The sequence below is a fragment of the Streptomyces sp. ID05-26A genome (assembly GCF_033794685.1).
Classification (GTDB): Bacteria; Actinomycetota; Actinomycetes; order Mycobacteriales; family Pseudonocardiaceae; genus Lentzea.
Window position 1 is genome coordinate 2,887,086 of record NZ_JARAYZ010000001.1, and the last position, 20,147, is coordinate 2,907,232.

The 20,147-nt window shown below is 68.7% G+C and carries 25 protein-coding genes; 17 read left to right on the forward strand and 8 right to left on the reverse strand.

Features of this window, described 5'->3' with window-relative positions; genetic code table 11:
- Nucleotides 1-123: 123 nt before the first annotated feature.
- A complete protein-coding gene (locus PV646_RS14310; protein ID WP_500341893.1) occupies nt 124-423 on the forward strand; it encodes a hypothetical protein in 300 nt (99 codons plus the stop codon).
- On the opposite strand, the gene rpsR is transcribed toward PV646_RS14310, so the two are convergent.
- From rpsR to rpmB, 4 genes are read right to left on the reverse strand one after another with little or no spacing between them, the layout of a single operon-like run.
- A complete protein-coding gene (rpsR, locus tag PV646_RS14315) occupies nt 371-601 on the reverse strand; it encodes a 30S ribosomal protein S18 (RefSeq protein WP_500341894.1) in 231 nt (76 codons plus the stop codon). The two genes, PV646_RS14310 and rpsR, sit on opposite strands and share 53 nt — an antisense overlap.
- The gene (gene rpsN / locus PV646_RS14320) at nt 601-894 is read right to left on the reverse strand and encodes a 30S ribosomal protein S14 (RefSeq protein ID WP_189160281.1); all 294 of its coding nucleotides are present in this window, start codon (nt 892-894) and stop codon (nt 601-603) included. Before rpsN ends, rpsR begins: the two co-directional genes overlap by 1 nt.
- Nucleotides 894-1,061: a 50S ribosomal protein L33 gene (gene rpmG, locus PV646_RS14325; RefSeq protein ID WP_330271177.1), complete on the reverse strand. Its 168-nt coding sequence runs from the start codon at nt 1,059-1,061 to the stop codon at nt 894-896. Before rpmG ends, rpsN begins: the two co-directional genes overlap by 1 nt.
- Nucleotides 1,061-1,336, reverse strand: coding sequence for a 50S ribosomal protein L28 (gene rpmB / locus PV646_RS14330; RefSeq protein ID WP_500341895.1), 276 nt, complete (start codon nt 1,334-1,336; stop codon nt 1,061-1,063). The genes rpmG and rpmB overlap by 1 nt, the downstream gene beginning before the upstream one ends.
- A 14-nt stretch (nt 1,337-1,350) precedes the next feature.
- Between rpmB and PV646_RS14335 the strand changes: the two genes are divergently transcribed.
- The 3 genes from PV646_RS14335 to rpmF are packed head-to-tail and all read left to right on the forward strand — an operon-like array spanning nt 1,351 to nt 2,644.
- Nucleotides 1,351-2,235 carry a GTP-binding protein gene (locus PV646_RS14335; RefSeq protein ID WP_500341896.1) on the forward strand — a complete coding sequence of 295 codons (885 nt, stop codon included), beginning with the start codon at nt 1,351-1,353 and terminating at the stop codon, nt 2,233-2,235.
- Nucleotides 2,232-2,483: a type B 50S ribosomal protein L31 gene (locus PV646_RS14340; protein WP_189160278.1), complete on the forward strand. Its 252-nt coding sequence runs from the start codon at nt 2,232-2,234 to the stop codon at nt 2,481-2,483. Before PV646_RS14335 ends, PV646_RS14340 begins: the two co-directional genes overlap by 4 nt.
- Nucleotides 2,483-2,644 carry a 50S ribosomal protein L32 gene (rpmF, locus tag PV646_RS14345; RefSeq protein ID WP_030481357.1) on the forward strand — a complete coding sequence of 54 codons (162 nt, stop codon included), beginning with the start codon at nt 2,483-2,485 and terminating at the stop codon, nt 2,642-2,644. Before PV646_RS14340 ends, rpmF begins: the two co-directional genes overlap by 1 nt.
- On the opposite strand, the gene PV646_RS14350 is transcribed toward rpmF, so the two are convergent.
- Nucleotides 2,641-3,288 carry a histidine phosphatase family protein gene (locus PV646_RS14350; RefSeq protein ID WP_500341897.1) on the reverse strand — a complete coding sequence of 216 codons (648 nt, stop codon included), beginning with the start codon at nt 3,286-3,288 and terminating at the stop codon, nt 2,641-2,643. The two genes, rpmF and PV646_RS14350, sit on opposite strands and share 4 nt — an antisense overlap.
- A gap of 74 nt (nt 3,289-3,362) precedes the next feature.
- Here PV646_RS14350 and PV646_RS14355 point away from each other — a divergent pair, with 74 nt between their 5' ends.
- The 8 genes from PV646_RS14355 (at nt 3,363) to lepB (ending at nt 10,349) form a co-directional block, all read left to right on the forward strand.
- Nucleotides 3,363-3,680 carry an EthD family reductase gene (locus tag PV646_RS14355; protein WP_500341898.1) on the forward strand — a complete coding sequence of 106 codons (318 nt, stop codon included), beginning with the start codon at nt 3,363-3,365 and terminating at the stop codon, nt 3,678-3,680.
- A complete protein-coding gene (locus tag PV646_RS14360; RefSeq protein WP_500341899.1) occupies nt 3,677-4,492 on the forward strand; it encodes a 3-hydroxyacyl-CoA dehydrogenase family protein in 816 nt (271 codons plus the stop codon). Before PV646_RS14355 ends, PV646_RS14360 begins: the two co-directional genes overlap by 4 nt.
- A gap of 4 nt (nt 4,493-4,496) precedes the next feature.
- Nucleotides 4,497-5,660, forward strand: coding sequence for a GNAT family N-acetyltransferase (locus PV646_RS14365; RefSeq protein WP_500341900.1), 1,164 nt, complete (start codon nt 4,497-4,499; stop codon nt 5,658-5,660).
- 53 nt (nt 5,661-5,713) lie between these two features.
- A complete protein-coding gene (locus tag PV646_RS14370; protein WP_500341901.1) occupies nt 5,714-6,697 on the forward strand; it encodes a nucleotidyltransferase domain-containing protein in 984 nt (327 codons plus the stop codon).
- Nucleotides 6,698-6,716: 19 nt separating this feature from the next.
- Entirely contained in the window at nt 6,717-7,328 is a 612-nt protein-coding gene (locus tag PV646_RS14375) for a trimeric intracellular cation channel family protein (protein ID WP_500341902.1), read from the forward strand.
- Nucleotides 7,329-7,397: 69 nt separating this feature from the next.
- Nucleotides 7,398-8,093, forward strand: coding sequence for a response regulator transcription factor (locus PV646_RS14380; RefSeq protein ID WP_500341903.1), 696 nt, complete (start codon nt 7,398-7,400; stop codon nt 8,091-8,093).
- On the forward strand, nt 8,090-9,478 hold the full coding sequence (locus PV646_RS14385; RefSeq protein ID WP_500341904.1) for a sensor histidine kinase: 1,389 nt from the start codon (nt 8,090-8,092) through the stop codon (nt 9,476-9,478). Before PV646_RS14380 ends, PV646_RS14385 begins: the two co-directional genes overlap by 4 nt.
- A gap of 10 nt (nt 9,479-9,488) precedes the next feature.
- Nucleotides 9,489-10,349 carry a signal peptidase I gene (lepB, locus tag PV646_RS14390; RefSeq protein ID WP_500341905.1) on the forward strand — a complete coding sequence of 287 codons (861 nt, stop codon included), beginning with the start codon at nt 9,489-9,491 and terminating at the stop codon, nt 10,347-10,349.
- A gap of 58 nt (nt 10,350-10,407) precedes the next feature.
- On the opposite strand, the gene PV646_RS14395 is transcribed toward lepB, so the two are convergent.
- Genes PV646_RS14395 through PV646_RS14405 form a run of 3 tightly spaced genes read right to left on the reverse strand, consistent with a single transcriptional unit; the run spans nt 10,408 to nt 13,567 of the window.
- Nucleotides 10,408-11,310, reverse strand: a complete 903-nt coding sequence (locus PV646_RS14395; protein ID WP_500341906.1) for a carbohydrate ABC transporter permease — start codon at nt 11,308-11,310, stop codon at nt 10,408-10,410.
- Nucleotides 11,307-12,260 carry a carbohydrate ABC transporter permease gene (locus tag PV646_RS14400; RefSeq protein WP_500341907.1) on the reverse strand — a complete coding sequence of 318 codons (954 nt, stop codon included), beginning with the start codon at nt 12,258-12,260 and terminating at the stop codon, nt 11,307-11,309. The genes PV646_RS14395 and PV646_RS14400 overlap by 4 nt, the downstream gene beginning before the upstream one ends.
- Nucleotides 12,257-13,567, reverse strand: a complete 1,311-nt coding sequence (locus PV646_RS14405; RefSeq protein WP_500341908.1) for an ABC transporter substrate-binding protein — start codon at nt 13,565-13,567, stop codon at nt 12,257-12,259. Before PV646_RS14405 ends, PV646_RS14400 begins: the two co-directional genes overlap by 4 nt.
- 237 nt (nt 13,568-13,804) lie before the next feature.
- Here PV646_RS14405 and PV646_RS14410 point away from each other — a divergent pair, with 237 nt between their 5' ends.
- The 5 genes from PV646_RS14410 to PV646_RS14430 all read left to right on the forward strand — a co-directional run bounded on the left by PV646_RS14410 (nt 13,805) and on the right by PV646_RS14430 (nt 20,145).
- Nucleotides 13,805-15,787 (forward strand): beta-galactosidase, encoded by a 1,983-nt coding sequence (locus PV646_RS14410; protein WP_500341909.1) that lies wholly within the window; start codon nt 13,805-13,807, stop codon nt 15,785-15,787.
- 1 nt (nt 15,788) lies between these two features.
- Nucleotides 15,789-16,586: a DeoR/GlpR family DNA-binding transcription regulator gene (locus PV646_RS14415; RefSeq protein WP_065914902.1), complete on the forward strand. Its 798-nt coding sequence runs from the start codon at nt 15,789-15,791 to the stop codon at nt 16,584-16,586.
- On the forward strand, nt 16,583-17,671 hold the full coding sequence (gene galT, locus PV646_RS14420) for a galactose-1-phosphate uridylyltransferase (RefSeq protein ID WP_500341910.1): 1,089 nt from the start codon (nt 16,583-16,585) through the stop codon (nt 17,669-17,671). The genes PV646_RS14415 and galT overlap by 4 nt, the downstream gene beginning before the upstream one ends.
- A 51-nt stretch (nt 17,672-17,722) precedes the next feature.
- Entirely contained in the window at nt 17,723-19,288 is a 1,566-nt protein-coding gene (locus PV646_RS14425; RefSeq protein ID WP_500341911.1) for a S1C family serine protease, read from the forward strand.
- Nucleotides 19,289-19,458: 170 nt separating this feature from the next.
- Nucleotides 19,459-20,145 carry a response regulator transcription factor gene (locus PV646_RS14430; RefSeq protein ID WP_229694225.1) on the forward strand — a complete coding sequence of 229 codons (687 nt, stop codon included), beginning with the start codon at nt 19,459-19,461 and terminating at the stop codon, nt 20,143-20,145.
- Nucleotides 20,146-20,147: the final 2 nt, after the last annotated feature.

Here is a 20,147-nt window from a genome sequence, read left to right on the forward strand (position 1 = left end):
CTCGAAAGCACCAACTTCACGCTGCAGAGGTGGCGCTGATCTCACCTGAGGCGATAGACCGATCGGATGCGAAGAATGAAGGGTGGTTACGGCTCGGCGCTCGGATTCGGTGGCGGAGTCGGCGTGACCACGTTCACCGGTGCCTGGCCGCTGCTCGCGTTGATCTTGCTCGCCGCCGTCGTGGTGCTCGTCTCGCTGAAGACGACCATCGTCGGCGCGGGCCTGGCGGCACTGCAGTGCTGGGGCCTCTACGCGACCTTCTTGGTGGGTGTTCGTGGCGACCTCACGGTCGATGAACACACGACCTGGGCGCTCGCGTTGCTGGTGCAGCTGGCCGCGCTGGCGCTGCTGGCCAGCGCGGCCCTGCGGGTCATTTCGTTTGTGACGGGTACGGCAGCAAGGCCATCTCCCGTGCGTTCTTGATCGCCGTGGCGACCTGGCGCTGCTGCTGCGGCGTCAGGCCGGTCACGCGCCGGGACCGGATCTTGCCCCGGTCCGAGAGGAACTTGCGCAGCAGCGTGACGTCCTTCCAGTCGACGACGGTCACGCCCTCCTTCGCGAGGAGGTTCACCCTGCGCTTGAGAGGCCTCTTCTCGCGCATCACCAGCTCGCCTTCGAGACGCCGGGCAGCTCACCGCGGTGGGCCATCTCCCGCAGCCGGACGCGGGACAGGCCGAACTTCCGGTTGAACGCGCGCGGGCGTCCGTCCACGGTGTCCCGGTTGCGCAACCGGGTCGGGGACGCGTCCCGCGGCAGCTTCTGCAGGCCCTGCAACGCTTCCGCGCGCGTCTCCGGGTGCCGCAGCATCTCCTTGAGCTCGGCCCGCCGTTCCGCGTACCGCGCCACGACCACGCGGCGGCGCTGGTCCGCGGCGATCTTCGACTTCTTCGCCATCAGCGCTCTTCCTTGAAATCGACGTGCCTGCGGGCCACCGGGTCGTACTTGCGCAGCACCAGGCGGTCCGGGTCGTTGCGCCGGTTCTTGCGGGTCACGTAGGTGTACCCGGTGCCGGCGGTCGACCTCATCTTGATGATCGGGCGGATGTCCGTGCTCTTGGCCATCAGACCTTCTCCCCCTGCTGGCGGAGCCGGGCCACCGCGGCCTCGACGCCGATCTTGTCAACGGTCTTGATGCCCTTCGCGGACAGCGTCAGCGTCACGAACCTGTTCAGCGACGGCACGAAGTACCGCTTGTGCTGGACGTTCGGGTTCCACCGGCGCCGCGTCTTGCGTTGCGAGTGCGAGACGCGGTTGCCGAAGCCCGGCTCACGGCCGGTCAGCTGGCAGCGCAACGGGTACCTCCTCGGGATGCAGATTGAAACGACTTTCGTTTTCATCTACGGTACATCACATGGAAACCGTTGTCGTTATGGTGGCGGGGCTGGTCGACCACGACGTCGCTGTGCGGGTGTGGCGCGACCGGCCCGATTCGGTGCTCGTGCGTCATGTGGCCGCGGAAACGTCCGTCACGCGCTGGGTCGACGGCGTCGCGACCGAGGTCGGGCTGCTGCACGGATGTGTGTCCTGCACCGTGCGCGAGGACCTGCGGGAGCTGCTCGGCACGTTCGCCGGGCACACGGTCGTGCTGCACCTGGACCCGCTGCTGGAACCGGACGCGGTGCGCCGCAAGCTCGGCGTCGACGTCGAGTGCGTGATCACCGTGCTCGACGCGGCGACGTGGCTGGACGACGCGTTGAGCGACGCCTCGATGACCAGCGACCGGCGCACAGTCGCGCAGGTCGTCGTTGCCCAGGCCGAGGCGGCGGATGTGCTGGTGCTGCAAGGAGACGCGGACGAACGCACGCTCGCCGTGCTCGACCGCCTCGCTCCCGGCGCGCACCGCTGCACGCCCGAGACGGTGGTGGTGCGCAAGAGCACGCGGCCGCGGCTGATGCCCCTGAAGCCCGAATGTGGTGTCTCGACAGCGGTTTTCACGGCGGACCGGCCGTTCCACCCGGCCCGTCTCGACGGCGCGCTCGACTCGTTGCTGAGCGGAACGGTCGTGCGCTCGCGCGGCCGGCTCTGGGTCGCGGACGAGCCGGACGTCGCGCTGCACCTGGAATCCGCGGGCTGCGGCATGCACGTCGGCGAAGGCGGCCCTCGTGGTGGCAGGACCACTCAGATCGTGGCGATCACCCTCGGCGAACCGGACGACATCACCGACGCGTTCGCGGGCGCGCTGCTCACCGACGACGAACTGTCCTTCGTGGACTCGATCCGAAAGCTGGCCATATGAAATCCGGAATCCACCCCGACTACCACCCGGTCGTCTTCCAGGACGCGTCCACCGGCAAGACGTTCCTGACCCGCTCGACGGCGACTTCGAGCAAGACGATCGAGTGGGAGGACGGCAACTCCTACCCGCTGCTGATCGTCGACGTCACCGCAGACTCGCACCCGTTCTGGACGGGCACGCAGCGGGTCATGGACACCGCCGGCCGGGTCGAGAAGTTCAACCGCCGCTACGGAAAGCGAGAGCGCTGATGGCCGTTCCCAAGCGCAAGACGTCCCGGTCCAACACGCGGCACCGCCGGTCGCAGTGGAAGGCCACCGCGCCGGACCTGGTGCGCGTGCGGACGTTGGACGGCAAGGAACTCCTGGTGCCTCGCCGGCTGGTTGCCGCGTACAAGCGCGGGCTCATCTAGACCGGGCGCTGGACCGTTCCGTCCGGTGAGTCGCGCCACTGGTCGAAGGGACGGTCCAGCCTCCACCCCGCGCCGTCGTGGTCGAGCACCCGGTTCTCGCACGTGTCCGGATTGGACAGTGACTCGAACAGCTCGACGCTCCAATCGAAGAACCTGCGGCACAGCAACCTGATCGTCAGGCCGTGCGACACGACCAGCACCGTCTTCGGATGGGCCTCGTCCTTGTGCATCCGCACCGTGAGGCCGTCGAGGAACGCGGCGACCCGGTCGTCGACGTCCGCGCCCGACTCCCCGTTGGGCAGGCGGAAGAAGAAGTGGCCGAACGCGTGCCGCTGGTGCTTGAGCACCTCCTGCTGGACCGGGTCCTGGAGGTTGCCCCAGTCCTGCTCGCGCACCCTCGGTTCGGTGACGATCCGCTCGGCGTCGATCCCGAGCAGGTCGAACGTCCGCCTGGTCCGCTGGTACGGCGAGACGTACGCCGCGACCGGCCCGTCGCCGATCAGCTCCTTGATCACCGGCCCCGCGGCGCGCGCCTGGTCCTCCCCGGCCGGCGTGAGCGGGAGGGCGTGGTCGGGAATGCGGCAGTAGGCGAGCTCGTCGACGTTGCCGAGGCTCTGTCCGTGGCGCAGCAGGATGATCCGCACCTCACCATCGTGCCTCAGCTCGGCGGGAGCTCCGGGCGTTACAGTGCTCGGCGAGTCGAGGAGGATGGTGTCACATGATCAAGTACATCGCGCTGTACAAGAAGCCCGCCGACCCCGAGGGCTTCGACCAGAAGTACTTCGAGTCGCACCTGCCGATCGTGAACTCGGTTCCCGGGCTGGTCCGCGCCGAGGTCGCCAAGGTGCAGCAGGTGTTCCTGGCCGGGTTCCTCGGCGAGACCGAGCCGTACCTGATCGCGGAGATGTACTTCGAGTCCGAGGCGTCCTTCAAGGCCGTCCTGCAGTCGCCGGAGTGGGCCACCTCGGGCGCCAACCTCGCCGAGATCGGTGGGATGGAGCTCGTCGCAATGTTCAGCGCCGAGGTCGTGGCGTGAAGGCCGTCGTCATCGGCGGCGGCACGATGGGCGCGGGCATCGCGCACCTCCTGCTCGCGAACGGCCACGACGTCACGCTGTCGGAGGCCGACGCCGAGCGCGCCGAACTGGGCAGGGCCGCCGTCCGGCGCTCGCTCGACAGGGCCCAGGAGAAGGGCAAGCTCGCCGACGCCGAGGCGGTGTTCGCGAAGCTGAGCACCGGTGAGCTGCCCGCCGACGCCGAACTCGTCGTCGAGGCGGTGCCGGAGAACGTGCCGCTCAAGCAGAAGGTGCTCGGGCTCGCGGCCGAGAAGTGTCCAGGGGCGGTCCTCGCGTCCAACACGTCGTCGCTCTCGATCGCCGACATCGCCGCCGGTCTGCCCGGCGAACGCGTGCTGGGCATGCACTTCTTCAACCCCGTGCCGGTGCAGCAGCTCGTCGAGCTCGTCCACCACGAGGGCGTCGACCCGGCGAACGTGGCCAAGGCGCGCACCTGGGCCGAGCAGATGGGCAAGACCGTCATCGAGGTGCGAGACTCGCCGGGCTTCGCGACCTCACGGCTGGGCGTCGCCGTCGGCATGGAGGCGATCCGCATGCTGGAGGAGGGTGTCGCCTCCGCGGCGGACATCGACACCGGCATGAAGCTCGGCTACCGCTGGCCGATGGGCCCGCTGGAGCTCACGGACCTGGTCGGGCTCGACGTCCGGCTGGCCATCGCCGAGCACCTCGCGGCCGAGCTGGGGCCGCGGTTCGACCCCCCGGCGTTGTTGCGGGACAAGGTCGCCCGCGGCGAGCTGGGAAAGAAGTCGGGTCAGGGCTTCTTCACCTGGTAGAGAGATGTCCGTGCAGATCCGCGAGTTCACCGAGGACGACCGCGACGCCGTGTTCCGGTTGCGCAAGGTCGCGTTCAACGGGACCAAGCCGTCCGGGCCGCTGCTGAGGCCGGGTTCGCACGGACTCCTCGCCGAGATCGACGGCCGGGTCGCCGGTGTGCTCGGCATCGGCTCGTACGCGCAGTTCTACGGCGGCGCCGCGGTCCCCATGGGCGGGATCGGCGGTGTCGCCGTCGACGGGGCGTACCGCGGCCGGGGGATCGCGAACGCGTTGCTCGACGCGTCGCTGCGCACCATGCGGGAGCACGGCCAGTCGCTCTCGGTCCTGTTCGCCACCGTGCCGACGCTGTACCGGCGCCGCGGCTGGGAACGTGCCGGGGTGTTCGAGTGGGTCGAGCTGCCGATGGACAGGCTGCTGTCGGTGCCGAGACCCACCGAGCTGATCCCCTCGCGTCCCGCCGAGAAGAGCGACCTCCCCGCGCTGCACGAGTGCTACCAGGAGGTGGCGCGGACCATCGACGGCATGGCCGACCGCCGCCCCCCGCGGATCAACCTCGACGACGTCCTCGAGATCGACCTGGTCAGCGTGCTGCCCGGCCCGAACGGCCTGCGCGGCTACCTGACGGCCCAGCGCGAGCCCGGCGGCGACATGGGCCGGCTCAAGGTCTACGACCTCATCGGCGTCGACGTCGAGGCCCAGCTGAACCTGCTCGCGTCGCTGGCGTCGTGGGCGGGCACGCTCGAGGCGATCGACCTGCGGATCAGCGACCCGGCGACGGTGAACCTCCTGGGCGCCACGCCGTTGCGCTACTCCGTCTGGACCTCGACCTGGATGCAGCGCGTCGTCGACCTGCCGGCCGCCGTGGCCGCACGGGGCTGGCCGCGCCTCGCCGACGCCGCGGTCGACCTGGAGGTCGTCGACGACCACGCGCCGTGGCACGCGGGCCCGCAGCGGCTCGTGGTGGAGGACGGTTCGGTGCGCGTCGAACCTGGCGGCACCGGCGCGGTGAGGCTGCACGCGCGGGCACTCGGGCCGTGGTTCGCCGGCGCGCAGAACACGCATGCGTTGCGGCGCGCGGGTTTGCTGGAGGGCGACCCGGCCGGCGCGGCGGTGCTCGACCAGCTCACGGCCTCGTCCGGCACACCCCGGTTGGCGGACTTCTTCTGACGAACGGCGTTCCACCACACGGTCCCCACGCGCACGTCGGTCACAATGGACGGATGTCGGGGGACCAGGACGAGGTCAGGCATGCCTACGGCGACAACATGGGTTGGCGCCTGAAGGGCTACTCGAAGCGGCGCAGCGGGTCGCCGGTCAGCGTGCGGGAGATCTCGCGACAGCAGTTCCTGATGATCAGACCGTTCTTCGACGCCGAGGACAACCCGTGGCTCGTGGACCTGAACGAGGTGGTCCCCGCCATCCGGCCGTGCATCGAGCACGTGCTGGGCCCGCTCGACCCCGACGAGGACTACTACGTCACCGGCCACCCGCTGGACTGGGACAAGGACCCGGTGCAGGTCGCCAGGGACGTGCTCGACGTCAAGTACCCGCTGGCCAGGGCGGCGTTCCTGGGCGGCAGCGTGGCGTCGGGGACCTACACGGCGAACTCCGACCTGGACATGATCGTGATCGTCGACGACCTGCCGGGCGCGTTCCGCGAGACGCTGCGGCACCGCGGCTGGCCGGTCGAGCTGTTCTGCCACACGATCGAGTCGTTCTGGGACTTCGTGGCCCGGGACATCGAGGGCCGGCGACCACCGTTGCTCAACATGTGCGCCGAGGGGTTCCTCATGCTCGACGCCGACGGCACCGGTCAACGCATACGGTCCGAGGCGCGCGCTCGGTTGGACGCAGGCCCTCCGCCCGCGACTGTCACCGAGCTGGAAGACCGTCGCTACGGCACCACGGACCTGCTTGAAGACCTCATCGGCGCACGGGACGAGGACGAGCGTCTGTTCGTCGCGGCCCGCCTGCTGACCTGCGCGGGAGAACTGGCGTTGGTGGTGCAGAACCGGTGGCTCGGGCACGGGAAGTGGTTGCTGCGCCGGTTGCGCGACGCCAAGGAGGACGAGCTCGTCGACTCCTACCGGGCGTTGGTGCGGGGTGAGGGTGCCGAGCGGTTCGTCGCCGTCGTGGAGGCCGTGCTGGTGTCCGCCGGCGGGCGCCTCGACGCCGGTTACCGCCGCGAAGCGCCTCTCCACTGAACCACTATTCTTCCCGTTCGTGCTGCTCATCGTCCTGGAGTTGATCGGTATCGCGGTCTTCGCCGCCTCCGGGGCGGTGGCCGCGGTCCGCGCCCGCCTCGACGTGTTCGGCGTGATCATCCTGGCGCTGACCACGGCGCTGGGCGGCGGCATCGTGCGTGACGTGCTGCTCGGCGTGCACCCGCCGACGAGTCTGCGGAACTGGCCGTACCTGCTGGTCGCCGGTGGCTCCGGCCTGATCGTCTTCTGGTTCCACCCGCAGGTCGCCAAGCTCCGCCGCAGCGTCCTGCTGCTGGACGCGGTGGGGCTCGGCCTGTTCGTCACGTCCGGCACGTCCACGGCGCTGTCACTCGGAGCGACTCCTTACGCAGCGTGCCTGATCGGTATGACGACAGGCATCGGCGGAGGCGCGATTCGTGACCTACTGCTCCGTGAGATTCCTCTGGTCCTGAGGAGAGAGATCTACGCCGTGGCAGCGCTCTGCGGAGCGGTGGTGGTGGCGGTGGGCGAGTGGGCCGGATTTCCGAAAGGCCTGGTCGCGCTGACCGGTGCGTCAATAATCATCACCATCAGGCTGATTGCGCTCTGGCGGAAGTGGAATGCGCCCGTGGCGAGGGGCCTGGAAGGCTAACGCCGAACTCACACCCGCAGTTAGGGCCCTTCTCAGGCGGCTCTCAGATCCCTCGGCAAGACTGCCCTCATGCGCATCCTCGTTGTCGACGACGACCGGGCGGTCAGGGAGTCACTCCGCCGCTCGCTCCAGTTCAACGGCTACCAGGTCGAGACTGCCGGAGACGGCATGCAGGCCCTGGAGTCGGTGACCGCCGCCAGGCCGGACGCGATGGTGCTCGACGTGATGATGCCCCGCCTCGACGGCCTCGAGGTGTGCCGCAGGCTGCGCAGCACCGGTGACGACCTGCCGATCCTCGTGCTCACCGCGCGTGACGCCGTGAGCGATCGGGTGTCGGGTCTGGACGCCGGTGCCGACGACTACCTGCCCAAGCCGTTCGCGCTGGAGGAACTGCTGGCCCGCCTGCGCGCGTTGCTGCGCCGGGCCGCCCACGACGACGACGCGGCCCAGAAGTCCGCCGCCGTGTTGAAGTTCTCCGACCTCGAGCTGGACCCGTCCACGCGCGACGTCCGCCGCGGCGAGCGTCCGATCAGCCTCACCCGCACCGAGTTCGCGCTGCTCGAGCTCCTGCTGGCGCACCCGCGCCAGGTGCTCACCCGCAGCCGCATCCTGGAGGACGTGTGGGGATACGACTTCCCGACCTCGGGCAACGCTCTCGAGGTCTACGTGGGGTACCTGCGCCGCAAGACGGAGCTGGAGGGCGAGCCGAGGCTGATCCACACGGTGCGCGGGGTGGGCTACGTCATGAGGGAAACCCCTCCGTGATCGCCGAACCCCAGGGACGCCTGCAAAGGGCGTCGCTGCGGGCTCGGGTCACCTGGCTCGCTGCTTTCTGCGTTGCCGGAGCCGTCGCGCTGGTGTCCCTCGGCGCGTACATGGTCGTGCGCAAGAGCACGTACGACGCACTCGACGACGGCCTGCGCCAGCGGGCCGCCACCGTCGCGAACGGCACGAAGGTCACCACGCCCGACGAGGTCGCCAACTACCCGGCGGCGTTCCTCGCGGCGGGGGACGTGAAGATGGGCGTGCTGCTGGCCGACTCCGGGAAGATCATCTACCCGAAGGACTCCACCCCGCCGCCCAGCGTCCAGGAGGCCTGGGACGTCGCGGACGGCGACCGCCCCGAGTTCATCTGGACCGACCACAAGACCGAGACCAGGGTCATCGCGGTCCCGTACCAGCCCGGCCAGGCGATCATCATCGCCCAGTCGATGGTGCCGCAGCGGACCACGCTCGCGAAGCTCAGCGTGGTGCTGCTGCTGATCGGCGGTGCCGGCGTGCTGCTCGCGGCCATCGCGGGCACGGCCGTCGCGCGCACGAGCCTCCGGCCGGTGCAACGGTTGACGGAGGCCACCGAACGCGTCGCCAACACGGGCGACCTGACGCCGATCCCGGTCGCGGGCGACGACGAGCTGGCGCGACTGACGCACAGCTTCAACGCGATGCTGGGCGCCGTCGCCGAGTCCCAGGAACGACAACGCCGCCTGGTCGCCGACGCGGGCCACGAGCTGCGCACGCCGCTGACGTCCATGCGCACGAACCTGGAGCTGCTGCTCGCCTCGGAACGCCCGGACGCCCCGAACCTGTCACAAGAGGACAAGACGGAGATCCAGGCCGACGTGCGCGCCCAGATCGACGAGCTGACCACGTTGATCGGTGACCTGGTCGAACTCGCCCGGGAGGACGCGCCGCAGGTCATCCACGAGCCGGTCGACCTCAACGAGGTCGTGGAACGGTCGCTGGACCGCGCCCGCCGCCGTGCCTCGAACGCCGTGACGTTCGACGTGCAGCTGCAGCCGTGGACACTTCTGGGTGATTCGAGTGCGCTGGAGCGCGCGGTGCTGAACCTCCTCGACAACGCGGTGAAGTTCAGCCCCTCGGGCTCGGCGGTGCGGTTGAACCTCCGTCAGATGGGCGACGGCAGCGCCGTGGTCGAGGTGGCCGACGCGGGTCCCGGTATCGCGGACGCCGATCTACCTCACGTTTTCGAGCGGTTCTACCGCTCGTCCGAGGCGCGGACCCTGCCGGGTTCCGGCCTGGGGCTCGCCATCGTCAAGCAGGTGGCACAACGGCACGGCGGCACGGCCACGGCGGGCAGAGCCCCCGAGGGTGGAGCCCTGTTCACGTTGCGCCTACCCGGACGTCCGTAAGGTAGGCCGTGTGAGTCATCGCGTGAACGACGATTCTTCGTCGACCTGGGAGACGACCCCTTCCTCGGACGACGGCCCCGCAGAACCCACGACGCGCTTCTCGACGTCCGGTTCGCGGTCTTCGTCCTCTTCCTCGTACGAGGGTCGCTCCTCGTACGACGAGGACGGTGCGCCGAGGTTCTCGAAGAAGAAGGCGAAGAAGAAGCAGCCTTTCTGGAAAGAGCTTCTGGTCATCTTCAGCGTCGCGCTGCTGCTGACCGTCGTCATCCAGACGTTCGTCGCGCGCGTGTTCGTCATCCCGTCGGCCTCGATGGAGACGACGCTGCACGGCTGCACGGGCTGCGTGAACGACAAGGTGCTGGTCGAGAAGATCACGTACCTGTTCAACGACCCGCGCCCCGGTGACGTCATCGTCTTCCGCGGCCCGCCGAACTGGACCGGCGGCAAGGAGCCCCCGAACTTCGTGGTCGGCACCCTGCAGGACCTGGGTTCGATGGTGAACCTCTCCGAGCCCAGCGGCACGGACTTCATCAAGCGCGTCATCGCGGTCGGCGGCCAGACCGTCGAGTGCTGCGACGACCAGGGCCGCGTGATGGTCGACGGCAAGCCCCTCGACGAGCCGTACCTGAACTTCGGTGGCGGCCCGCGCCAGCAGGACTCGTTCGAGAAGGTCACCGTCCCCGCGGGCAAGCTGTGGGTAATGGGCGACAACCGCAACAACTCGTCGGACTCGCGCAAGCACGGCGACCCGACGCCGGCCGACGGCGCGATCCCGGTCGACAACGTGGTGGGCAAGGCCCGCGTGATCGTGATCCCCGTGGGGCGCTGGGGTTCGATCTCCGACTTCAACCCGCAGACCGGCGGGAACTAGCACTTCAAGCGAAATGGGGCGGGGACCACGTGGTCCCCGCCCCATTTCGCTGTGGTCCTCAGCCCTTCGTGGATCCCAGCGTCAGTCCGCCCACGAACTGACGCTGCAACACGAAGAACACGACCAGGGTGGGCAGCGCGACCAGGAGAGAGCCCGCTGCGATCAGGTTGTTGTCGGTGAAGAACGTGCCCTTGAGGTTCTGCAGGGCCGACGTCACCGGCATCTTGTCGCCGTCCTGGATGAGCACCAACGCCCACAGGAAGTCGTTGTAGATCCAGGTGAACTCCAGCGTGGCCAGCGCCGCCAGCACCGGCCGGCACAGCGGCAGGGTCAGCTGCCAGTACTGGCGGAACACCGAGGCGCCGTCCACCCGAGCGGCTTCGGTCAGTTCGTACGGGATGGTCTTCATGTAGTTCGACAACACGAACGTGCAGAAGCCCATCTGGAACGCGATGTGGATCAGGATCACGCCGAGCGGCGAGTCGATCAGCGACTCGCTCTCCGACATCCACGCCGGTAGTTCGATCAGCCGGTAGAGCCTCCACAGCGGCGTGACGATCACCTGCTGCGGCAACAGGTTGCCCGCGGTGAACAGCATCAGCAGCGCGATGTTGAACTTGAAGCTGAACCGCGACACCGCGAACGCCACCATCGAGCTGAGGATCAGCGTGATGATCAGGGCGGGCACGGTGATCAGGAAGGTGTTCCAGTAGAAGTGCGGCAGGTTGCCGATCTCCCACGCCTTCGCGAAGTTCTCGAACGTCAGGGACTTCGCGATGGAGAAGTAGCCGTTGACCGACGTGTCGTCGTAGGTCCGCAGCGACGCGTAGACCGCCCACAGCAGCGGTGCCAGCGTCATCAGGCACGTGAGTACCAGGAAGACGTGCAGCGCGATTCGCGCCGGGGTGACCGGCTTGCTCTTCTTCGCCGGCACCGAAGGCCGTTCCAGCGTGGCCGTCACGTCCGGTTCTCCTTGCTGAACACCTGGTACAGGTACGGGATGATGACGCCGAGCGAGATCGTCAGCAGGATCACCGCGACCGCGGAACCCCGGCCGATCCGCGAGGCCTCACCGATGATGTTGTCGGTCACCAGCACCGACAACAGCTCCAGACCGTTGCGTCCCTTGTTGATGACGTACACGATGTCGAACGCGCGCAGCGCCTCGATCACCGTCACCACGGCGACGACGATGTTCACCGGCTTCATCACCGGGAAGGTGACCCGGAAGAACGTCTGCGAGGCGGAGGCGCCGTCCAGCGAGGCCGCTTCCTTCAAAGCGGGATCGACGGACTTCAGGCCCGCCAAGTACAGCAGCATGATGTAGCCGGTGTGCCGCCACGCCGCCGCGACGAGCACCGCGTAGAGGTTGATGTCCGAGTCGCCGATCCAGTCGACGGGTTTGTCGAGGCCCAGCACCGAGTTCAGCAGTCCGCCGTCCGGCGTGTAGATCAGCTGCCAGATGAACCCGACCAGGGCGAGCGACAGCACCATCGGCATGTACAGCGCGCTCTGGTAGATCCGGCTGAACCTGAGTTCGCGGTCCAGCAGCACGGCGAGCAGCAGGCCCGCCGCCGTCGGCACGACGAGCAGGAAGGCCAGCCAGATCAGGTTGTGCTGCACCGCCGGCCAGAACCGCGGGTACTCGGTGAAGATCTCGACGTAGTTCCCGACACCGATCCACTCGATGTCCTCGAAGCCGCCGATGCCGTTCCACCTGCTGAACGACAACGCGACCGAGCCCAGCGTCGGGATCCACACGAACAGCAGGTGCACGAACGTGGGGATGCCGAGCATGAGCGCCAGCACGAGTTTGTCCGTGCCGGCGAGGGCCGTGGCACGCTTTCCACGCCGACGAGGCGGCGGCCCGCTGGGGGCCACCGCCTTCGGCTTCTCCTGCACTGCGGTCACTTGAAGATGTTCTTCGCCTGGTCGGCCATGCCCTTGAGCACGGAGTCGACGCTGTTCGGGTCCTTGATGAACGCGATGAGACCGTTGGTGGCCGCCTCGCTCGCGAAGGCCGGGTCGGTGTCGCGGTCGAGGAACTGCGTGATGTGCTTGGCGCCCTTGATGACCTCGGCGGCCTTCTTCTGCAGCGAGTTGTAGCCGGAGGTGTCGGCCTTCTGGTTCGTCGCGACCACGGAGGAGTCGGCCTTCAGGTAGGTGAGCTGCGGCTCGGCCGTCGACAGGTACTCGAGCAGCTTGAGCGCGCCCTCGGAGTTGCCGGGCTTCTTCGCCATCATGTAGCCGTCGATCGGTGCCTCGACGGTGTCGGTGCCGTGCTCCGGGTTGATCTCCGGGAACGGGAAGAAGTCCAGGTCCTCCTTCTCGGCGTCCGGGAACTGCTGGCCGAGGAACGAGCCGAGCAGGTACATGCCGGACTTCTTCTGCTGCAACGACTGCGCGGCTTCCTGCCAGTCGCGGCCGAGCGCGTTCTCCTGGTGGAACGGCAGCAGCCGCTTCCAGGTGTCGAACACGTCCTTGACCCGCTTGTCCTGCCAGTCTTCCTTGCCCGCCAGCAGGTCCACGTGGAACTGGTAGCCGTTGGTGCGGAAGTTGAGCTGGTCGAACGTGCCCATGGCCGGCCAGCCCTGCTTCTCCGCGAAGGCGATCGGGTTCAGGCCGTCGGACTGCATCTTCGTGGAGAGCGCGACGAGTTCGTCGAGCGTCTTCGGGATCGCGTATCCGCGCTCCTGCCACACGCTCTTGCGGTAGAACATGCCCCACGGGTACTGAGTGAACGGCACGAAGTACTGCTTGCCGTCCGAGCCCGTCGACGCCTGCTTGAGCGCGTCGGAGTAGTTGCCACCGACCTTGCCCCACAGGTCGCTCAGGTCACCGGTGAGGCCCTGGTCCGCGAAGAACCGCATGCGGTAGCCGGCGAACCACGCGAGCACGTCGTCCGGCTTGCCCTGCAGGTAGTTGTTGATCTGTTCCTGGTACTGCTCGTGCTGCTTGGTGTTGATCGTGACCGACAGACCACCGGACTGACCGTCGAAGCCCTTGAGGGCGGCCGTGATCGCGTCCTTCGGCACCTGGTCGGACAGGTTGTTGCCGAACGTGACGACCTTCGAGTCGCCACCCGTGCTCGAACCGCCGCCGCACGCCGCGAGGCCGCCGGTCGCGGCGACGCCCGCACCGGCCAGCATGATCCGCAGCATCGCGCGCCGACCGAGGTGCGGTAACGGAGTGGAACCAGGCGTGTGCAGAACCATCATCGCTCCTACAGGTGACGCTCGCTCGTGTGAACCGAACAGGACTCCAACAAAGTTGCGCATAATGTGGTCCCAGGCACACATCCTGTCAAGTCCCGTTACGGAGCTGTTAAACCGCAGCACAGCCGGTGTCCGACCAGTTCCCGGTACTTTTCCCGGTCAACCGCCGAACAGACCCGAACGCAGAGTTGTGTTTGCTTGTGTTGACGTTGGGGGTTGTTGTCGGCCACGCTTGCGCTCGTGACGACATGGCCAACGGACCTGCCAGGGCTCGGCTGGGGAGCTGACTACAACCCCGAGCAGTGGCCCGAACACGTCTGGGCCGAGGACGTCGAGCTCATGCGGCGCGCCGGCGTCACCATGGTCAGCCTGGGCATCTTCAGCTGGGCGAAGATCGAGGTCAGCAAGGGCGAGTACCGGTTCGAGTGGCTCGACCGCGTGATGGACCTGCTGCACGCCGGCGGCATCCGCGTCGACCTCGCGACCGCGACCGCCGCGCCCCCGCCGTGGCTCACCACCGAGTACCCCGAGATGCTGCCCGTCCGCGCGGACGGCGTGCGGCTCTCCCACGGCTCACGGCAGGCGTACTGCCCGTCGTCACCCATCTACCGCGACCGGGCGACGGCGCTCGCCGCCGAGATGGCCTCTCGCTACCGCGACCACCCGGCTTTGGCCGCCTGGCACGTCGGCAACGAGTACGCGTGCCACGTGAAGCGCTGCTACTGCGACACGTGCGCGGCCTCGTTCCGCGAGTGGCTGGCCGCCCGCTACACGCTCGACCAGCTCAACGACGCGTGGTCGACGGCGTTCTGGAGCCAGGGCTACACCGACCTCGCGCAGGTCCTGCCCCCGCGCGTGACGCCGACGTTCCAGAACCCGGCGCACGTGCTGGACTACGACAGGTTCTCCGACGACGCGATCCTGGAGCTGTACAAGGCCGAGCGGGACGTGCTGCGCATGATCACGCCGGGCGTGCCGATCACCACGAACTTCATGGTCAACTGGACGTTCGGCGACCTGGACTACTGGAAGTGGGCCCGCGAGGTCGACTTCGTCTCGAACGACCACTACACCGAGGGCCAGTCGCCGGACAAGCACATCGAGCTCGCGATGTCGGCGGACCTCGTGCGCGGCCTAGCGGGCGGCAAGCCGTGGCTGCTCATGGAGGCCTCGACGTCCGCGGTGAACTGGCAGCGGCGCAACATCGCCAAGCTGCCGGGCGAGCAGCGGCGGAACTCGTTCCAGAACATCGCCCGCGGTGCGGACGGCACGTTGTTCTTCCAGTGGCGGCAGTCGCGCGGCGGCAGCGAGCGCTACCACTCGGCGATGGTCCCGCACGCCGGCACGGACACCAAGGTGTACCGCGAGGTCTGCGAGGTCGGCGCCGAGTACGCGAAGCTCGCCGAGATCATCGGTTCCACTGTGGACGCCTCCGTCGCGATCCTGTTCGACTTCCAGTCGGGCTGGGCGCTGCGCCAGGACGCCCACCCGACGAACGACTTCGACTACTGGCAGCACGTCCTCGGGTACTACAAGGCGCTGTGGAACGCCGGTGTCACGGTCGACTTCGTGGCGCCGGGCACGAACCTCTCGGCGTACTCGCTGGTGGTCGTGCCGGCGTTCTACGCGGTGTCCGACGCGCACGCCGCCGTCGTCGCGGACTACGTGGCGGGCGGCGGTCATGTCGTCGTCACGTACCTGTCGGGCGTCGCCGACCAGCACCCGCGCATCCGGCTCGGCGGGTACCCCGGCGCGTTCCGCGACGTGCTGGGCGTGTGGTCCGAGGAGTTCCACCCGCTGCGGGAGGACGAGACGGTCTCGCTGACAGACGGCTCGACCGCCTCGTTGTGGACGGAGCACCTGCACACTCGGACCGCTGACACCGTTGTCTCCTATGCCGACGGGCCGTTGCCTGGCGTCGCGGCGGTGACACGCAACGCGTTCGGCAACGGTGTCGCCTGGTACGTGGCGTGTGATCTTGACGGGGGCGGTCTCGGCCGAACGGTGGAAAACGCGCTTTCCAGTGCGGGCGTTGTGGTGTCGCCTTCGCCGATTGAGCTCGTGCGGCGCAGGGGCGACGTATCGTTCCTCTTCGCCGTCAACCACACCGGCGCCGACGTGGAGATCGAAGCGTCCGGCGTCGACGTGTTGTCCGGCACGCAGGTCTCCGGACGCCTCACCGTGCGCGCCGGGGACGTCGTCGTCCTCAGGGAAGAGGTGTGAGGTGCTGGCACGTCAACGGCAAGCGGTAATCATCGAAGAGGTCCGTCGTACGGGTGCGGTGCGCGTCAGCGACCTCGTCGTGCGCCTCGGCGTCTCGGACATGACCGTGCGCCGCGATCTCGACGTGCTCGCCGCGCGCGGCCTCGTGGAGAAGGTCTACGGCGGTGCGACGTCCGTCGTCGGGCGCTCGACCGACGAGCCCGGGTTCGAGGCCAAGTCGGTGCGGCAGTTGCCCGAAAAGGAAGCGATCGCGGCGGCGGCAGCGGGCCTCGTGCGCCCCGGCACGGCCATCGGCCTGTCCGCCGGCACGACCACGTGGACGTTGGCGCGGTTCCTCGACGACATCCCGGACCTGACCGTCGTGACGAACTCGATCCGCGTCGCGGACGTGCTGCAGCAGAGCGGGCGCACGGACCGCACGGTCGTGCTGACCGGTGGCGTGCGCACGCCGTCCGACGCGCTGGTGGGCCCCGTGGCCGTGCAGGCGTTGCGATCGCTGCATCTGGACGTGGTGTTCCTGGGCGTGCACGGCATGGCCGAGCGCTCCGGCTTCACCACCCCGAACCTCAACGAGAGCGAGACGGACCGCGCGCTCGTCGACGCGGCAGGCCGCGTCGTCGTGGTCGCGGACCACGAGAAGTGGGGCACCGTGGGCATTTCCACGATCGCCGACCTCGACGAGGCGCACGTCCTGGTGACGGACGAGGGTTTGCCGGACGACGCGCGGGCGATCCTCTCCGAGCAGGTCGGCGAGTTGGTGTTGGCTCATGTTCCGGGAAGTGGCGAGGAGTTGGCGTGAGGCGTACCGCGGGGAAGCTGGCGGACGGCCGGGAGATCATCTACTTCGACGACAGCGCTGAGGCGCCACCGAGAGTCGCGGTGGACACCCGGGACCTCCCGGAGACCCAGCCGATGTCCGAAGTCCGGCTGGACCCGTTGACCCGCGAGTGGGTCGCCATGGCGGCTCATCGCCAGACGCGCACGTACAAGCCGCCGGCGGATCTCTGCCCGCTGTGCCCGTCGACGCCGGGCCGGCCCACGGAGATCCCCGAGGCCGAGTACGACGTGGTGGTGTTCGAGAACAGATTCCCTTCGCTGGCGCAGAACGTGCCGGACGTGCCGTCCACTGTGGATGGTGAGGCGCTGTTCGCGCGCGCACCGGGGCGTGGGCGGTGCGAGGTCGTGTGCTTCACCTCGGACCACAACAAGTCGTTCGGCGAGCTTTCCGAGTCGCGCGTGCGCACCGTCGTGGACGCGTGGGCGGACCGTGTCGCCTTCTTGTCAACGTTGCCAGGGGTCGAGCAGGTCTTCCCGTTCGAGAACCGCGGCGAAGAGATCGGCGTGACGCTCTCGCACCCGCACGGCCAGATCTACGCGTACCCGTTCGTGACGCCTCGTACCGAACGGATGCTCGACGCGGCTCTGGCGTACCACGCGGAGCATGGGCGGCCGTTGTTCGGTGACGTGCTGGAGGCCGAGCTTCGCGCGGGCGCGCGCGTGATCGAGGAGTCCCCGCACTGGGTGGCGTTCGTGCCCGCCGCCGCCCGTTGGCCCGTCGAGGTCGTGCTGGCGCCACGGCGGCAGGTGCCCGACATCGCCGCACTGTCCTCAGTGGAGCGTGACGACTTCGCGTCGCTCTACCTGAAGGTGCTGCACCGGCTGGACGCGCTGTACGACCGGCCGTTGCCCTACATCGCCGCGTGGCACCAGGCGCCGGTCAACGTCGGCCGGGAAGAGATGTGGCTGCACCTGCAGGTCTTCTCGGTGCTCCGGACGAAGGACAAGCTCAAGTACCTCGCGGGCTCCGAGTCCGGTGAGGCCGTGTGGATCAACGACGTGACCCCGGAACAGATCGCCGAGCGCCTCCGGGGAACACACAAGTAGCTCCCAGGCTCAGTTAAGGGTTCTCTCAGGACGGGCCGACACACTAGGTCCATGACCGAGAGCGACAAGCCAGCGCAGCAGCCGGAAGAGCCCACCTCCGTGCCCTCCAGCGCCGGTCAGACAGACTCCGGCGCGCGGGTGCAGGGCCCGTCGCTGCCGGAACCCGGCCAGCCGGATCCTTTGCAGGGGGGATCCGGCCAGGCTGGGGCTTACGACGCTCCTCACGGCCTGGGCGACGTGCCCGCCTCCTTCACTTCGGCCCAGCCGCAGGTGCCCTCACCTGACGCGGGCCAGACGCAGCTCGGCGGGTCCGGACCCGGCCAGCAGCTTCCCCCTTCAGGGTCCGGCCAACCTCACCCGCTCGGCCCCGGTGCCACGACCGCGCAGTTCGGCGCGGAACCGGCCTCCGGACCGCACTCGGGCCCGTTCGCACAGCAGCACACCGGGACGCCCTCCACTCCGTTCGCAGCGCCGCAGCAGGGGCCTCAGACGGGTCAGTACTACCTCCCGCCCGGCTTCCCGCCGCCGTCCGCCCAGCCGCGCCCCAAGGGCCGCGGGAAGGTCGTGGCTGGTGTCGCCGCCCTCGTGCTGATCGTGGGCGGGATCTCCGGTGGCCTCGGCGGCTACCTGGGCTACAACTTCGCGAACGACTCGTCGTCCGTGAGCTCGCTCGACTCGCCCCGCCCGGCCTCGCAGGCCTCCAACGCCCCGGCGGGCTCGGTCGAGGACGTGGCGAACAAGCTGCTGCCGTCCGTCGTCCAGATCCAGGTCACGACGCGTTCCGGCGCCGGCGAGGGCTCCGGGTTCATCATCTCCGGCAACGGTCAGATCGTGACGAACAACCACGTCATCGAGGGTGCCGCCGCCGGTGGCGAGATCAAGGTCGTCTTCCACGACGGCCGGACGGCGTCCGCCAAGATCCTCGGCCGCGACCCGAGCTCCGACATCGCGGTCATCCAGGCCGACGGCGTCTCCGGCCTGCCGGTCGTGCAGCTCGGCAACTCCGGCGACATGAAGACCGGCCAGGCCGTCGTGGCGATCGGCTCGCCGTTCGAACTGTCCGGCACCGTCACCTCGGGCATCGTCAGCTCGGTGAACCGCCCGGTCTCCGCCGGCGGTGACCGGGGGTCGAACTCGCAGGCCACCGTGCTCAACGCCATCCAGACCGACGCCGCGATCAACCCCGGCAACTCGGGCGGGCCGCTGGTGAACATGCAGGGCCAGGTCGTCGGCATCAACTCCGCGATCTACAGCCCGAGCCAGGGACAGGGCCAGGCCGGTTCCGTCGGCATCGGCTTCGCGATCCCGATGGACCAGGCGCGCCGCACGATCGACGAGATCGTGAAGAGCGGCAAGCCCAAGCAGACCGTGCTCGGCGTGAAGGTCGAGTCGACCGAGCAGGGCGCCAGGATCTCCGAGATCACCTCCGGTGGCGCGGCCGAGAAGGCCGGGCTCAAGGCCGGTGACGTGATCACGAAGTTCGCCGACCGCCGCATCGACGAGTCGGACACGCTGGTCGCCGCCGTGCGGTCCAAGGCACCCGGCGACAAGGTCACGATCACGCTGTCCGACAACAGGACGGTGGAAGCCACCCTCGACGGCGTCGAGGTGGGATAGGTCGGGGGACGACTGGGTTTCTGGCATCCGCCGCCCGCCAGAAACCCGGTCGTGACGACCCCGGAGAGGCCTCTGCCTGTGCGCACCTGCCCCGCACACAGGTCGGGGCCTCTTCTTACGTCCGTGTGACGATGCGGGCCCCGCGGGTGTTCTTGGCTTAGCGTGGTGACGTGGTGGAACGGGTGCTGGTCGTCGACGACGACACGACGGTGCGCGACGTGGTGCGCCGCTACCTCGAACACGCCGGGTACGAGGTCGAACTGGCCGGCGACGGTGAGCAGGCGCTGCGGCTGATGGCCGCGCAGGAGCCGGACATCGTGGTGCTGGACCTGATGCTGCCCGGCATCGACGGCCTCGAGGTGTGCCGGCGGATCCGGGAACGCGGCAGCACGCCCGTCGTCATGCTGACGGCGCTGGGCGAGGAGGAAGACCGCATCGCCGGGTTGCAGATCGGCGCGGACGACTACGTCACGAAGCCCTTCAGCCCGCGTGAGCTGGCGTTGCGCGTCTCGTCGGTGCTGCGGCGGGCGCACCGGGCCTACGAGCCGCGGGTGGTGCGGGACGGGAACCTGGTCCTCGACGTGGCCGCGCACACCGCGACCCTGGACGGGCGGCCGTTGCAGCTGACCACCCGCGAGTTCGACCTGCTGGCGTTCTTCATCGGCAACGCGGGCAAGGCGTTCGGGCGCGCGGAGCTGCTGGAACGCGTGTGGGGCTGGCAATTCGGCGACCAGTCGACCGTGACCGTCCACGTGCGACGGTTGCGGGAGAAGATCGAGGAAGACCCCGCGAAGCCCCGCCGCCTCAGCACCGTCTGGGGCGTCGGCTACCGGTACGACCCGTGTTCGACAGGCTGAGC